Consider the following 14,724-nt stretch of genomic DNA (forward strand, 5'->3'; position numbering starts at 1 on the left):
CCCGGAGGTTCCGTCGCGGCGGAACCTCCGGGCACACGGGGCTGCGCCTCCCCCTCCGGACGCACACCGGATGCCGGAATCGTCCCGACATGTGACGCTGAGTCGAAGACTTCGGCGGCTCGGTACGGGAGGGGGTCACCCGGTGACTCCAGTACTCCGCGGGGCACGGGCCCGAGCCCTGCGCCCCGCGCTCATCTGCGCGTTCACCTGCGCCTGCGCCCTGTACGCCGCCCCCCTCGCACACCCGGAGGGGCCTCCCGCCGCCACGGCGGGGGCCACGGCTCCGGCGCCCGCCGACGCCACCCCGGCGCCCCCCGTCCCCACCTCCGCGATCCCGCCGGGCGTCCCCTCCGCGACCGCTCCGCCGTCGGCGCCCGCCTCCGCCTCCTCTCCCGTGTCGGCGTCCGCCTCCGCGCCCGTCTCCGGTCACCCCTCCGTCCCGCCGGGACGGGTCGGACCCGTGGTCCCGCCCGCTCCCGCGCCCGCCGGCGCCGCGGCGGTCTCCCCGGTCGCGCAGACCGGGCCCTCCGGCGCCCCGGCACCGGAGCCCTCCGCCTCCCTCGCGGGCCGGCCCGCCGCCGAGGGCAGGCTCCGGCCCGGCCGCACCGAGACCGCCCCGACGCCCCCGGAAAGCTCCTCCCGTACCGAAACCGCTACGGAATCGGAGCCGCAGGAGGACCGGGAGGAGGAGGGCGGAGCAGTACGCGAGGAGGAGCCCGCGCCGCCCGAGGCCGCGCCCGCCAGCCTGTCCGACGTGGCGCCCGGAGTGGACGACGAGACCGCCTCCGACCTCGTTCACCAGCAGATTCCCGTGCTCACCCTGGGGGTGGGGCTGGCCCTGATGGGGCTCGGGATCGGCTTCCTGGGCCTTCGGATGCGCCGCCGCTGAGCCGGTGCGGAGGGCCGGGGTCCTCCTTGAGTGGGACCCCCCGCTTCCGCCTCAGGTCGGTTGTCCGCGACGGCATACCCGGTATACATACTGAGTATGTCCATCCGCCACGGGCTCCTCGCCCTCCTCGAACGCGGTCCTCGCTACGGCTCCCAGCTCCGTACGGAGTTCGAGTCCCGCACCGGTTCCACCTGGCCGCTCAACGTCGGCCAGGTCTACACGACCCTCAACCGCCTGGAGCGCGACGGCATGGTCGCGCAGGGCGGCGAGGACGAGGCCGGGCACACGCTCTACGCGATCACCGACAGCGGCCGGGCCGAGCTGAGGAGCTGGTTCGAGAAGCCGGTGGACCGCACCAGCCCCGCCCGTGACGAGCTGGCGATCAAGCTCGCCATGGCGGTGGGCGCGCCCAGCGTCGACATCCGCGACGTCATCCAGTCCCAGCGCCGCCACACCGTGAAGGCGATGCAGGACTACACCCGGCTCAAGGCCCAGGCGCTCCTGGCCGTCGAGGGCGGCGGGAGCCGGGAGCGGGACGACGTGGCCTGGCTGCTCGTCCTGGAGCAGCTCATCTTCCAGACGGAGGCCGAGGCGCGCTGGCTGGACCACTGCGAGGCCCGGCTGATCCGCCTCTCGGCGACCGCGCGCTCGGCACCGGACCAGCAGGCCGCACCGGCCGCCGGGGCCCCGGCACCCGCCGCGGAGTCGGGCGCCCGGACCGTCCGCTCGTGACCCCGGCCCGCCCGGACCGCCCGCGTCCGGCTCCGGCTCCGGCTCCGGCTCCGGCTCCGGAACGGCGGAACGCCCGCCCGCGACTCCGGGCGCCGCGCACCCGCCCGTGAACTCCGGGGCGCCGGACCGCCCGCGGCTCCGGGACGCGCCGACCGCCCGCCCGCGCCCCTCCGCACGTCGGACGCCTCCGTACGTCCGCAGTTCCTTGTCTCCTCGCTTCCGACCGACCACCTTCCACCGCACGCTCCGCACCCGGCCGACCGCCCGGTGCGCCCAAGGGGGGAACCCTTCCATGTCCGCACAGCAGCCCGTGCTGCAACTGAAGAACCTGACCCGGGTCCACGGCTCGGGCGCCACCGAGGTGCACGCCCTGCGCGGCATCGACCTCGCCGTGTACCCCGGTGAGCTCGTCGCCGTCATGGGCCCGTCCGGCTCCGGCAAGTCCACCCTGCTCACCATCGCGGGCGGCCTGGACTCCCCCACCTCGGGCGAGGTGATCGTCGAGGACACCGACATCACCAAGGTCGGCATCAAGCAGCTCGCGGCCCTGCGCCGCCGCAGCATCGGCTACGTCTTCCAGGACTACAACCTCATCCCGGCCCTCACCGCCGCCGAGAACGTCGCCCTGCCCCGCGAACTGGACGGGACCTCCGCCCGCAAGGCGCGCGTCGAAGCCCTCGCCGCCCTGGAGGAGATGGCGCTCGGCCACCTCGCCGACCGCTTCCCCGACGAGATGTCCGGCGGCCAGCAGCAGCGCGTGGCCATCGCCCGCGCCCTGGTCGGCGACCGCCGCCTGGTCCTCGCCGACGAGCCGACCGGCGCCCTCGACTCCGAGACCGGCGAGTCCGTCCTCGCCCTGCTCCGCTCGCGCTGCGACGCGGGCGCCGCCGGCGTCCTCGTCACCCACGAGCCCCGGTTCGCGGCCTGGGCCGACCGCGTCGTGTTCCTGCGGGACGGCGCCATCGTCGACCAGACCGTGCGCAGCGAGGCCGACTCCCTCCTCTCGGGCCGGGTGGCGGAAGCGTGAAGACCTGGTTCCACTCCTGGCGGGCCGCGATCCGCATCGCCCGCCGCGACGCCTGGCGCGCCAAGGGCCGCAGCGCCCTCGTCCTCGCGATGATCGCCCTGCCCATCCTGGGCGTCAGCGCCTTCGACCTGACCTTCCGCAGTTCGGAGCTGTCCCCCGCCGAGAAGGCGGACCGGACGATCGGCGCGGCCGACGCCCGCTTCCGGGACGCCGACATGGCCGGCGTACCGGTCCTCCAGGACCCGGCCGGTGAGATGAGCGCGCCGGCCAGGAAGGAGGACGACGAGCGGTGGCCGTCGGGCGGCACCGACGTCAGCAAGGCCTTCCCCGCGGGCGCCACCGTCCTCACGGACCGCGTCGGGTCGGCCAAGCTGACCACGTCCCACGGCCTGCTCATGACCGAGGTGCGCGAGCTGAAGGCGTCCGACCCGGTCGCCCGCGGCATCATGCCGCTCCTGGAGGGGCGCTACCCGGAGAAGAGCGACGAGGTCATGGCCACCTCGCACTTCCTGGAGACCAGCGGCCTGTCGATCGGCTCGACCCTTTCCGCTCGCAACTTCGAGCGCCCGTATCGGATCGTCGGCTCCTACGAACTTCCCGACACGCTCAAGACCGATCAGGTCAACGCGCTCCCCGGCGCCTTCCTCGCCCCGTACGCGACGGCCGTCGAGAAGGCCGGCCTGACGACCCCCGGCTCCTCCGTCTCGTACCTGGTGCGGAAGTCCGGTGGTTTCACGTGGAACGACGTCCAGGAGATCAACACCAAGGGCGTCCTGGTCACCTCGCGCGCCGTGATCCTCGCCCCGCCCGCCGACGCCGACGTGCCGCTCTACCAGAAGGACGGCTGGGGCAACTACAACGCGGGACCCGCGGACCGGGCCGCCGAACTGGCCGCGGTCGCGACCGTCGTGGGCCTGGCGATGCTGGAGATCTGCCTCCTCGCCGGACCCGCCTTCGCGGTCGGCGCCCGCCGCTCGCGCCGCCAGCTCGGTCTGGTCGGCGCCAACGGCGGTGCCCGCAGCCACATCCGGGCGATCGTGCTGAGCGGCGGTCTCGTCATCGGCGTCGCGGCGGCCGTCGTCGGCACCGTGCTCGCCGTGGCCCTGACCCTGGCGCTCCAGCCGCTCCTCGAACAGGCGATGGGCCAGCGGTTCGGCTCCTTCGACGTCCGGCCGCTCGAACTCCTCGCCATCGCGCTGCTCGCGGTCCTGACCGGTCTGCTCGCCGCGATCGTCCCGGCCGTCACCGCCTCCCGGCAGAGCGTCCTCTCCTCGCTCACCGGCCGGCGCGGCGTCCGCCGCGGCAGCCGGGTCCTGCCGGTCATCGGTCTCGTGGCCCTCCTGCTCGGCGGGGCCGTCGCCCTCCTCGGCTCCCTCGTCACCGAGCAGGTCGCCGTGGTGGCGGCCGGCTCCGCACTCGCCGAGCTGGGCGTCGTCGCGATGACCCCGGCCCTGGTGGGCCTGTTCGGCCGCACCGGACGCTGGATGCCGCTCTCCCCGCGCCTCGCGCTGCGGGACGCCGTACGCAACCGGGGCCGTACGGCTCCGGCCGTCGCCGCCGTGCTCGCCGCCGTCGCGGGAACGGTCGCCGTCTCCACGTACATGGCCAGCAGGGAGGCCGAGAACCGGGCCGCGTACGAGCCCAAGCTGCCGTACGGCGTCGCCGCCGCCTTCGTCCGCGAAGAGGGCGGCCGGGACGTCCCGGCGGTCCGCGAGGCCGTCCAGCGGTACCTTCCCGTCGAGCTGCGCGCCGACGTCGACCGCGTCTCGGTCGGCAAGCCCGGCTGTGCCCCGTGGAGCAACGACGCGGGCTGCGGACGCTTCGAGGTCGTCGTGCCCCCGGCGAACGAGTGCCCGCTGTACGTGTCGGTCCCGGGCGGCGGCGACCCCGCGGAGAAGTACACGCCCGACCAGCGGCGGAAGATGCTCACCGAGGACTGGCGCTGCAAGGAGTCCTTCCACAGCGGGATCTACGTCGACGGCGGTCTGGTCGTCGGTGACGCCACGCTCCTCAAGGTGCTCGGCGTCGACGACCCCGGCGCCGAGAAGGCCCTCGCCGAGGGCAGGATCGTCACCTTCGACCGCGCCCAGATCGACAAGAACGGCACCATCGGGCTCAAGCAGATCACCGACACCACCGCCGCCGACAAGGCCATGGAGGAGGGCCGCCCCGTGCCCGGCGAGGTCAGCTCCGTGCCCGCCTACCTGGTGCCCGGCGGCAAGAACTCCTACGGGCTCCAGGCCGTGATGACCCCGGCCGCGGCCAAGACCGCCGGCCTCTCCACCGTGCCGCTGGGCGTGTACGCCGCCACCGACCGGATCCCGGAGGGCGAGCAGCGGCAGAAGCTCGAAGGCGAGATCGCCAAGCTCGGCAGCGACGTCGAGCTGCACGTGGAGGAAGGTTTCGTCAATGAGTACGGGATCGTCCTGCTCTCGCTGGCGATCTTCGCGGGCCTGGTCACCATCGGCGCCGCCGGCATCGCCACCGGGCTCGCCCAGGCCGACGCCGAGGCCGACCTGAAGACGCTCGCCGCCGTGGGCGCCCCGCCCCGGGTCCGCCGCACGCTCAGCGGCTTCCAGTGCGGGGTCGTCGCCGCGATGGGCGTGGTCCTCGGCTCGGCCGCCGGACTGCTGCCCGCCGTGGGGCTCCGGCTCACCGAGGAGCGCGACCGGCTCCGCTACCACGAGAAGAGCATCGCCGAGGGCTGGACCGGCACCGACGCGGTGCCGCCGGACCTGCCGATCGTCGTCCCCTGGGAGACGCTGGCCGTCCTGCTCGTCGCCGTGCCGCTGGGCGCCGCCCTGCTCGCCGCCCTCGTGACCCGCTCGCGCGGCGCGCTGGCCCGGCGCGCGGCGACCTGACGCTCTTCGTCGCCCGTCCGTGCCCCTGTACGAGGGTGGATCACCCTCGTACAGGGGCACACCCCGTGGTGAAGCACGTGTACGAGAGAATGGCGGCATGGAGATGCCGAGGAATGACAGGTCGCAGGAGAGCCCCCAGGTCCTCATCGTGGGACAGGACGGGATGGCGCTCGGCGGCACTCAGGGCGACGACGAATCCCGCGAGGTCCCGGTGACGGAAATGGTCGAACAGCCTGCGAAGGTCATGCGGATCGGCAGCATGATCAAGCAGCTCCTGGAAGAAGTACGCGCGGCTCCTCTGGACGAGGCCAGCCGGGTCAGGCTCAAGGACATCCACGCCAGCTCGGTGAAGGAGCTGGAGGACGGGCTCGCGCCCGAACTGGTCGAGGAACTCGAACGGCTCTCCCTGCCGTTCACGGACGAGGCGATCCCCTCCGAGGCGGAGCTGCGCATCGCGCAGGCGCAGCTGGTGGGCTGGCTGGAGGGCCTCTTCCACGGCATCCAGACGGCGCTGTTCGCCCAGCAGATGGCGGCCCGCGCCCAGCTGGAGCAGATGCGCCGGGCCCTGCCGCCGGGCGCCGGTCACGACGATGACGACGACCACGGCCCGGGCCACCCGGTCCGCTCGGGGCCGTACCTGTAGGTCGTACGGAGTCGTACGACGGTCGTACGCGCGGGGGCCCGGCACACGGTGTGTGTGCCGGGCCCCCGCGCGTGCCGGGTCAGGCGCCGGGGGCGAGGAGCAGGACCTTGCCGACGTGGTCGCCCGCCTCCAGCGCGCGGTGCGCGTCGGCGGCCTCCGGCAGCGGCACCGTGCGGTCGACGACCGGACGGACCGTGCCCGCCTCGATCAGCGGCCAGACGTGCTCCCGGACGGCGGCGACGATCGCCGCCTTCTCCTGCGGCGGACGGGACCGCAGCGTGGTCGCCATGACGGCGCCGCGCTTCGCGAGCAGGGCGCCGAGGTTCAGCTCGCCCTTCACCCCGCCCTGGAGCCCGATGATCACCAGGCGCCCGTTCACGGCGAGCGCCTTCACGTTCCGTTCCAGGTACTTGGCGCCGACGATGTCCAGGACGACGTCCGCCCCGGCCCCGTCCGTCGCCCGGGCCAGCTCCTCGACGAAGTCCTGCTCGCGGTAGTCGATGAGGACGTCCGCGCCCAGCTCGGCGCAGCGCGCCAGCTTCCCGGGGCTTCCGGCGGTGACGACGACCCGGGCCCCGATCGCCTTCGCGAGCTGGATCGCCATCGTGCCGATGCCGCTCGCGCCGCCGTGCACGAGGAGCGTCTCGCCCGGTCGCAGATGGGCGATCATGAAGACGTTGGACCAGACGGTGCACGCGACCTCGGGGAGCGCGGCGGCCGTGGCGAGGTCGAGGCCCTTGGGCACCGGCAGGAGCTGACCGGCCGGGACCACGACCCTCTGCGCGTAACCGCCGCCGGTGAGCAGGGCGCACACCTCGTCGCCGACGGCCCAGCCGGACACTCCGGGGCCGAGCGCGGCGATCCGGCCCGAGCACTCCAGGCCGGGGTACGGGGAGCTGCCCGGCGGCGGGTCGTAGAAGCCCTGGCGCTGGAGCAGGTCGGCGCGGTTGACCGCGCTCGCCGCCACCTCGACGAGCACCTCGCCCTCGCCGGGTACGGGATCGGGCACCTCGGACCAGACCAGGGCCTCGGGCCCGCCGGGTTCCGGAATCGTGATCGCATGCATGGCGGCGAGGCTACTCCGGCGATCACCGCCGGGGCGGGTTCGCCCGGGTGGGATCGCCGGTTTGACATCGCGGGATCGGCGCCGCACCCGGGGCGGGCCCGGCCGCCGGACGGGCTCAGTCCTCCGGCGGGGTGGAGAGCCGGGTCACCGGCGTGGCGCGCACGATGGTGATCACGCGGTCGGTGGGCTGGAGCGGGTTGGCCGCGGGGTCGTCGTAACTGAGCAGGCGGTGGCCCCGGAGCACGCTCACCACCAGGTCCTCGGTCTCCCGGGGTCCCTTGCCCACCTCGCTCTTGGTCACGGGGCGGTCGACCAGGTCGAGGCCGGAGCCCTGCTGGATCAGGTCCTCCATCACCGTGCCGGCGCTGGGGCTCAGCACCGAGAGGCCGAGCAGGCGCCCGGCGGCGCTGGCGCTGGTGATGACCGCGTCCGCGCCGGACTGGCGCAGCAGCGGCGCGTTCTCCTCCTCGCGGACGGCGGCGACGATCTTCGCGCCCCGGTTGAGCTGGCGCGCGGTCAGGGTCACCAGGACGGCCGTGTCGTCGCGCTGGGTGGCGATGACGATCTGCCGGGCGCGCTGCACCTCGGCGCGGAGGAGTACGGCGCTGCGGGTCGCGTCGCCGATGACGCCGACGAAACCGTCCGCGTTCGCCGTCTCGATCACCTTGCTGGAGGGATCGACGATGACGATCTGCTCCTTGCTGAGCCCGGTCGCGCAGAGGGTCTGGATCGCGGACCGCCCCTTCGTGCCGAACCCGACGATGACGGTGTGGTCGCGCAAGGTGGACCTCCAGCGGTTCAGCCGGAACTCCTCCCGGGTCCGCTCGGTGAGGACCTCCAGGGTGGTGCCGACCAGGATGATCAGAAACAGCACGCGCAGGGGCGTGACCAGCAGGATGTTGACGAGCCGCGCCGAGTCGCTGTACGGGACGATGTCGCCGTATCCGGTGGTGGAGAGCGTCACGGTCGCGTAGTAGGCGCAGTCGAGGAAGTCGAGCGTCTCGTCGGCGTTGTCGTGGTAGCCGTCCCGGTCGAAGTAGACGAGGAAGATCGTCACGACGAGGACGCCGAGCGCCATGAGCAGCCGCTTGCCGACCTGCCGCAGCGGCCGTTCCACCTCCCGGCGGGGCAGGGTGACCCGCGGGCCGGAGATCTTCTCCTCCGCTTGGCGGGCCATCACGTCACGACTGGGAAGTTTCACGTGAAACACGCTCCTTGGGCCGGTACGGCCCCCGCCGTCGGCGGCCAGGGAAGATCGAGGACGTCAAGTTCCTGTCCGGGTCGTGCCCCGCCGGGCGGAACGACGACCAGGCCGTCCGCGGCGGCGATGCCGCGGAGCATGGCCGGACCGTTGTAGCGCAGCGGAACGGCCGACCCGCTGCGGCGGACGACCGGGACGAGCCGTGTGTCATGGGGGTGCCCGTGCACCTCGTCCCGAACGGGCACACGGTACGGCACGGGGGTGCGGGCCTCTGACCCGGCCCCGCCCTCGGGGCGGTCCCCGTCCTCGGGGCGGTCCCCGTCCTCGGCGCGGGGGCCGGTCTTCGGGGGAGGCCCGGGCTCGGTCAGGGCGGCGAGCAGCGGGGCGGCGAGGGTGAGGAGCCCGGAGACGGCCGCGAGCGGATTGCCGGGCAGGCCGACGAGATGGCGTACGCGGAGCGGGCGGGCGGGGTCGGCGCCGAGGCGGGCGAGGAGCATGGGGTGCCCCGGCCGGACCTTCACCCCGTCGATCAGGAGCGTGGCGCCGGCCTTGTCGAGCACGCGGTGGACGTGGTCCACGGGCCCGGCGGCGGTGCCCCCGGTGGTGACGACCAGATCGGCGGCGGAGCCGGTGACGGCCGCGTACAGCGCTTCGGCGTCGTCGCCGATCCTGCGGGTGGCGAGGACGTCCGCGCCGAGCGCCGCCAGCCAGGGACCGAGCATCGGACCGAGGGCGTCCCGGATGAGCCCCTCGTGGGGGAGGCCGGAGGCGAGGAGCTCGTCGCCGAGGACCAGGACCTCCACGCGGGGACGGGGCAGCACGGGGAGTTCGTCGTATCCGGCGGCCGCGGCGAGACCGAGGACGGCGGGGGTCACGGGGGTGCCGGCGGGCAGCAGCGCGTCGCCGGTGCGGCACTCCTGGCCCCGGAGCCGGATGTCCTGCCCGGCGACGACCTCGCGCAGGGCGTGCAGCAGGGGGTGTCGCCCGCCGCCCGGGCGCTCGGCGTGGGAGGGATCGATAGGGGAGGGCTCGGGACAGGAGGGCGCGGTGTGGGAGGGCTCCGTACCGACGTGTTCCGTACCGACGTGTTCCGTGTCGGAGGGCTCGGTACGGACGTGTTCCGTGCGGGAGGCTTCGGTTCGGGAGGCCCCCGTGCGGGAGGGCGGCGTACCAGAGGGCTCCGTGCGGGAGTGTTCGCTCCGGAGGACGGCCGTGGTCCCGGGCGGGACGGGGGCGCCGGTGGCGATCCGTACCGCCTCGCCTTCGGCCAGCGCGGCGGCCGGGGCGTGTCCGGCGAGGACCGGGGTCTCCTCGCGCACGTGCCAGGGCCCGGGGCCCGCGACCGCCCAGCCGTCCATGGCGGAGGTGTCGAAGGAGGGCAGGTCGGCGAGGGCCGTGAGCGGTCCCGTCAGGACCCGGCCGAGCGCCTTCGCCAGCGGGAGCGCCGACGGCTCCCGGCCGGTCCGGGCCGCGAGCCCGGCCCGGCGCGCGGCGGCCCGCGCCTCGGGCCAGGCGGTGGCCCGGTGCGGATGCCCGGCCCCGGGGCCGCCGGCGGGTGCGGCGGGGCGGGGCGCGTCGTCGGCGGGTCCGGAGGAGCCGGGCGTGTCGCCGACGGGTCCGGGGGCCACGGGAACGGGCTCCTTCAGGCTCATCCGGCCCCGTCCTGCTCGGCTTCCCAGCGCAGGGCGAGCGCCGCGGCCTTGCGGGCGGCCTCCGCGACCGCCTCCGGGCCGCCCTCGCCCGCGCGCGCCGCCGCGTACCCCACCAGGAAGGTGGTCAGGGGCGCGGCGGGGCGGGCCACGTTGTGGGCGGCGTCGCGGGCCAGATCGAGCAGGACGCCGGTGTCGACGTCCAGCTCGATGCCCAGTTCGTCCTTGACTGCGGTGATCCATTCATCCAGCACGCTCCCATGCTCCCTGATGCGGGCGCGGGCCGTGGCGATGTCCTCCCAGGTGTCGCAGTCGAAGGAGGCGAGGGGGCCCGCGGGGAGCCGGGCGAGCCGGAGCGCCTGCGTGAGGCGGCGCAGGGGGAGGTGGGCGAGACCGCCGTGCTCGTGCGCGAGCCGGTCCAGCTCGCGCCGCAGCGGACCGGACCGGTACGCGGCGACGAGCGGCTGGTCGCGTCCCTCGGCGTCGGTGAGGAGCACGGCCTCGGTCCCGGGGTCCTCGTCCAGCGCGCCGAGGAGGCTCCGTACGGTGGCGCCGTCCAGGAAGGGCAGGTCGGCGGAGAGGACGAGCAGGACGGCGGCCCCCGTCTTCCGCGCCCCCGCGTCGAGGGCGGCCACCGGGCCGCCGCCGGGCGGGTCCTCCCCGGCCCAGCGGACGGGTCGGCCGGTCGGCCGGGGGGGCCCGACGACCACGGTCCGGCCGGCGTCGGAGCAGGACGCGAGCACCCGGTCGAGGAGGGTCCGGCCGCCGACCCGTACCCCGGGCTTGTCGGTGCCGCCGAGGCGCCGGGCGGCGCCCCCGGCGAGCACGACGGCGTCGTATGCGGTGGTCACCCCAGCAGTATGGGCCGCCGGAACCACGGCCGTCCGGCCCGTACCGAGGAGCGGGACGGGCCGGGCGGCGACGGGTGCCGTCAGACCGTGCGGAGCAGCACCGCCGGCTGTTCGACGCAGTCCGCCACGTACCGCAGGAAGCCGCCCGCCGTGCCGCCGTCGCAGACGCGGTGGTCGAAGGTGAGCGAGAGCTGCACCACCTGGCGGACCGCCAGTTCGCCCCGGTGCACCCAGGGTTTGGGGATGATCCGGCCGACGCCGAGCATCGCGGCCTCGGGGTGGTTGATGATCGGCGTGGAGCCGTCGACCCCGAACACCCCGTAGTTGTTCAGGGTGAACGTGCCCCCCGTCAGGTCGGCCGGGGTGAGCGCCGACTGCCGGGCGGCCTCGGTCAGGCGCCCGAACTCCTCCGTCAGCGACTCGGCCGTCCGCCTCCCCGCGTCCTTGACCACGGGGACGACCAGGCCGCGCGGGGTCTGGGCGGCGAACCCGAGGTGCACGTCCGGCAGTCGGACGATCTCCCGGGCGGCGGTGTCGACCGTGGAGTTGAGCTCGGGGAACCGGGCGAGGGCGTGGACGCAGATCCGGGCGAGGAGCGCGAGCAGCGAGATCTTCGGCCCGCCCGCCGCGTTCATCGCCGCCCGCGCGGCCATCAGCTCGGTCGCGTCGGCGTCGACCCAGCAGGTCGCGTCGGGGATCTCCGTGCGGCTGCGGGACAGCTTGTCCGCCACCGCGCCGCGCACCCCGCGCAGCGGGACCCGCTCGCCCGCCGCCGTGACGGGGGCGGTGGACGCCGCGGGGGAAGGGGCGGGCGCCGGCGCGGCGGCCTGCGGGCCCCCGGCCGTCGTGAGGGCCAGCTCCACGTCGGCCCGCAGGATCAGCCCCTCGGGCCCCGAACCGCGGACCCGCCGCAGATCGAGCCCCCCGTCCCTGGCCAGCTTCCGCACGAGCGGCGAGATGACGGGCACGGGCCCGTGGTGGGCGGGAACGGGCGCGGGTGCGGTAGTGGGCGCGGAGACGGTGGCGGCCGGGGCCGTCTGCCGCACCCGGCGGCGCCGGGCGGCGGGCCCGGCGGTGCCGTACCCGACGAGGACGTTGCCGGAGTACTCGGAGGAGACGGCCGACTCGGCGGCGTCCCCGGAGCCCTCCGCGGCGGGGCCGGCCGTGGGCCCCGACTCTCCCGTGCCGCCCACGGCGACCGTCAGGAGCGGTGCGCCGACGGGCAGTTCGGTGCCCTCCTCGCCGTACCGCGCGGTGACGACACCGCCGTACGGGCAGGGCACCTCGACCATGGCCTTGGCCGTCTCGACCTCGACGACCGGCTGGTCGACGGCGACGACGTCGCCGACGGCGACCAGCCAGCGCACGATCTCGGCCTCGGTGAGTCCCTCGCCGAGGTCGGGCAGCTTGAATTCGAGGACCTGGGCCATCAGTTGCCCGCCTCCCACTGGAGCCGGGCCACCGCGTCCAGGACCCGGTCCACGCCGGGCAGGTGGTGCCGCTCCAGCATCGGCGGCGGGTACGGGACGTCGAAGCCCGCGACCCGCAGCACCGGCGCCTCCAAGTGGTGGAAGCAGCGCTCGGTCACCCGGGCGGCGATCTCCGCGCCGGGGCCGCCGAAGCCGGTCGACTCGTGCACCACGACCGCGCGTCCGGTGCGCCGCACCGAGGCGCAGACGGTCTCGTCGTCGAACGGCACGAGCGAGCGCAGGTCGACGACCTCCAGGTCCCAGCCCTCCGCCTGCGCGGCCTCGGCGGCCTCCAGGCAGACCGGCACCGAGGGGCCGTAGGTGATCAGGGTGGCGCCGGTGCCCCGTCGCCGCACGACGGCCTTCCCGATGGGCTCCACGGACGCGGGCGCCTCGGGGGACCAGTCGGACTTGGACCAGTAGAGCCGCTTGGGCTCCAGGAAGACCACCGGGTCGTCGGAGGCGATGGCCGCGCGCAGCAGGCCGTAGGCGTCCTCGACGGTGGCCGGGGTGACGACGTGCAGGCCCGGGGTGGCCGTGTAGTAGGCCTCGGAGGAGTCGCTGTGGTGCTCGACGCCGCCGATCCCGCCGCCGTACGGCACCCGGATGACGATCGGCATCGGCATCGCGCCGCGCGTGCGGTTGCGCATGCGGGCCACGTGGGAGATCAGCTGCTCGAACGCCGGGTAGGCGAAGGCGTCGAACTGCATCTCCACGACCGGCCGCAGACCGTACATGGCCATGCCGACGGCCGCGCCGAGGATGCCGGCCTCGGCCAGCGGGGTGTCCGTGCAGCGGTCCTCGCCGAACTCCTTCGCGAGCCCGTCGGTGACCCGGAAGACCCCGCCGAGGGTGCCGACGTCCTCGCCCATCACGTGGACGGTCGGGTCCTCGGCCATGGCGTCGCGCATGGCGCGCTGGAGCGCCTGCGCCATCGTGGCGGGCTTGGCCCTACCGGCCTTCCCGCCGGTCCCGGACGCCTTGGGTCCGGTCGTCGCGGTCGTCATCACGCCTCACCCTCGGCGTCGAGCTCGGCGCGGAGCTGCGCCGCCTGTTCGCGCAGCTGCGTGGTCTGTTCCGCGTACACGTGGGCGAACAGGTCCATCGGGTCGAGCACCGGGTCGGCGTTCATCCGCTCGCGCAGCTCCGCCGCCATCGTCTCGGCGGCCTCGGCCGCGGCGCGCCTGCCGTCCTCATCGAGCAGGCCGCGCCCGGTCAGTTCCCGTTCGAGGATCAGGACGGGGTCGTGCGCCCGCCAGGTCTCGACCTCGGCCGCCTCGCGGTAGCGGGTGGCGTCGTCGGCGTTGGTGTGGGCGTCGATCCGGTAGGTGACGGCCTCGACGAGGGTCGGTCCGCCGCCGCGTCGCGCGCGTGCCACGGCCTCGCCGAGCACCTGGTGGACGGCGACCACGTCGTTGCCGTCGACCAGCCGGCCCGGCATGCCGTATCCGACGGCCTTGTGGGCGAGGGAGGGGGCGGCGGTCTGCTTGGCGAGCGGCACGGAGATCGCGAAGCCGTTGTTCTGGACGAGGAAGACCACGGGGGCCTGCCAGACGGCCGCGAAGTTCAGCGCCTCGTGGAAGTCGCCCTCGCTGGTGCCGCCGTCGCCGACCATGGCGAGGGCGACGACGTCGTCGCCCTTGAGGCGGGCGGCGTGGGCCAGGCCCACCGCGTGCGGGAGCTGGGTGGCCAGGGGCGTGCAGAGCGGCGCGATCCGGTGCTCGTGCGGGTCGTAGCCGGTGTGCCAGTCGCCGCGCAGCAGGGTCAGGGCCTGGACGGGGTCGAGGCCGCGGGCCACGGCCGCCAGGGTGTCGCGGTACGAGGGGAAGAGCCAGTCCCGGTCCTCCAGGACGGCCGCGGCGGCGATCTCGCACGCCTCCTGACCGGTGGTGGACGGGTACACGGCGAGCCGGCCCTGCTTGGTGAGGGCGGTGGCCTGCGTGTTGTAGCGGCGGCCGCGGACCAGCTCCGCGTAGAGCCTCAGCAGCAGCGCGGGATCGGCGTCGGCCACGGCGTCCGTGCCGAGCACGCGCAGCGGCTCGGCCTCCGGCAGCAGCGGCGCGGGGTCGGTGCGCGGCTGCCAGGCCGGCGGATCGGTCCGGTGGGCGGGAGCGGCACCGGGCGGCTCTTGGACTGTCGAACTGCGCTGTTGCAACGAGTCCACCTCCTCGTGGGAGCGGGCACAAGACCCGAAGGCGGGTGGCGCGAGTGTGGCGCGCCTCACCTACCGATTGTTCGGTCGTGGAGGCATTTTGGCTACAGGCGCCTCCAGCCTGTGGACAAACGGTTCTCCACAGCTTGGGATAAGGGCAGGTCGTCCACCGGAGAGAGGCGGG

Annotated in this window: 12 protein-coding genes; 5 read left to right on the top strand and 7 right to left on the bottom strand. The window is 74.8% G+C overall.

The window, feature by feature from the left end; all coding sequences use genetic code 11:
* The first annotated feature begins 142 nt into the window (after positions 1–142).
* The 5 genes from ACIQKA_RS16575 to ACIQKA_RS16595 all read left to right on the top strand — a co-directional run bounded on the left by ACIQKA_RS16575 (position 143) and on the right by ACIQKA_RS16595 (position 6,152).
* Positions 143–889: a hypothetical protein gene (locus ACIQKA_RS16575; RefSeq protein ID WP_402541351.1), complete on the top strand. Its 747-nt coding sequence runs from the start codon at positions 143–145 to the stop codon at positions 887–889.
* Positions 890–985: 96 nt separating this feature from the next.
* Positions 986–1,621, top strand: a complete 636-nt coding sequence (locus tag ACIQKA_RS16580) for a PadR family transcriptional regulator (RefSeq protein ID WP_402541353.1) — start codon at positions 986–988, stop codon at positions 1,619–1,621.
* Positions 1,622–1,913: 292 nt separating this feature from the next.
* Positions 1,914–2,648 carry an ABC transporter ATP-binding protein gene (locus ACIQKA_RS16585; protein WP_366373285.1) on the top strand — a complete coding sequence of 245 codons (735 nt, stop codon included), beginning with the start codon at positions 1,914–1,916 and terminating at the stop codon, positions 2,646–2,648.
* Positions 2,645–5,509, top strand: a complete 2,865-nt coding sequence (locus tag ACIQKA_RS16590) for an FtsX-like permease family protein (protein WP_402541355.1) — start codon at positions 2,645–2,647, stop codon at positions 5,507–5,509. The genes ACIQKA_RS16585 and ACIQKA_RS16590 overlap by 4 nt, the downstream gene beginning before the upstream one ends.
* Positions 5,510–5,606: 97 nt before the next feature.
* Entirely contained in the window at positions 5,607–6,152 is a 546-nt protein-coding gene (locus tag ACIQKA_RS16595; RefSeq protein WP_383151644.1) for a bacterial proteasome activator family protein, read from the top strand.
* A 79-nt stretch (positions 6,153–6,231) separates the two neighbouring features.
* Here the strand turns inward: ACIQKA_RS16595 and ACIQKA_RS16600 are convergent, their stop codons facing one another.
* From ACIQKA_RS16600 to pdhA, 7 genes are all read right to left on the bottom strand, one after another.
* Entirely contained in the window at positions 6,232–7,218 is a 987-nt protein-coding gene (locus tag ACIQKA_RS16600; protein ID WP_402541358.1) for an NAD(P)H-quinone oxidoreductase, read from the bottom strand.
* Positions 7,219–7,333: 115 nt separating this feature from the next.
* Entirely contained in the window at positions 7,334–8,419 is a 1,086-nt protein-coding gene (locus ACIQKA_RS16605; protein WP_376231723.1) for a potassium channel family protein, read from the bottom strand.
* A complete protein-coding gene (locus ACIQKA_RS16610; RefSeq protein ID WP_402541359.1) occupies positions 8,416–10,071 on the bottom strand; it encodes a molybdopterin molybdotransferase MoeA in 1,656 nt (551 codons plus the stop codon). Before ACIQKA_RS16610 ends, ACIQKA_RS16605 begins: the two co-directional genes overlap by 4 nt.
* Positions 10,068–10,919 (bottom strand): NTP transferase domain-containing protein, encoded by an 852-nt coding sequence (locus ACIQKA_RS16615; RefSeq protein WP_402541361.1) that lies wholly within the window; start codon positions 10,917–10,919, stop codon positions 10,068–10,070. Before ACIQKA_RS16615 ends, ACIQKA_RS16610 begins: the two co-directional genes overlap by 4 nt.
* Before the next feature lie 80 nt (positions 10,920–10,999).
* Entirely contained in the window at positions 11,000–12,349 is a 1,350-nt protein-coding gene (locus ACIQKA_RS16620; RefSeq protein ID WP_402541363.1) for a dihydrolipoamide acetyltransferase family protein, read from the bottom strand.
* The gene (locus tag ACIQKA_RS16625) at positions 12,349–13,395 is read right to left on the bottom strand and encodes an alpha-ketoacid dehydrogenase subunit beta (RefSeq protein WP_402541365.1); all 1,047 of its coding nucleotides are present in this window, start codon (positions 13,393–13,395) and stop codon (positions 12,349–12,351) included. The genes ACIQKA_RS16620 and ACIQKA_RS16625 overlap by 1 nt, the downstream gene beginning before the upstream one ends.
* On the bottom strand, positions 13,395–14,552 hold the full coding sequence (pdhA, locus tag ACIQKA_RS16630; protein WP_383429771.1) for a pyruvate dehydrogenase (acetyl-transferring) E1 component subunit alpha: 1,158 nt from the start codon (positions 14,550–14,552) through the stop codon (positions 13,395–13,397). The genes ACIQKA_RS16625 and pdhA overlap by 1 nt, the downstream gene beginning before the upstream one ends.
* Positions 14,553–14,724: the final 172 nt, after the last annotated feature.

Source organism: Streptomyces sp. NPDC092045 (assembly GCF_044756005.1).
In the GTDB taxonomy this organism is placed as follows: Bacteria; Actinomycetota; Actinomycetes; order Streptomycetales; family Streptomycetaceae; genus Streptomyces.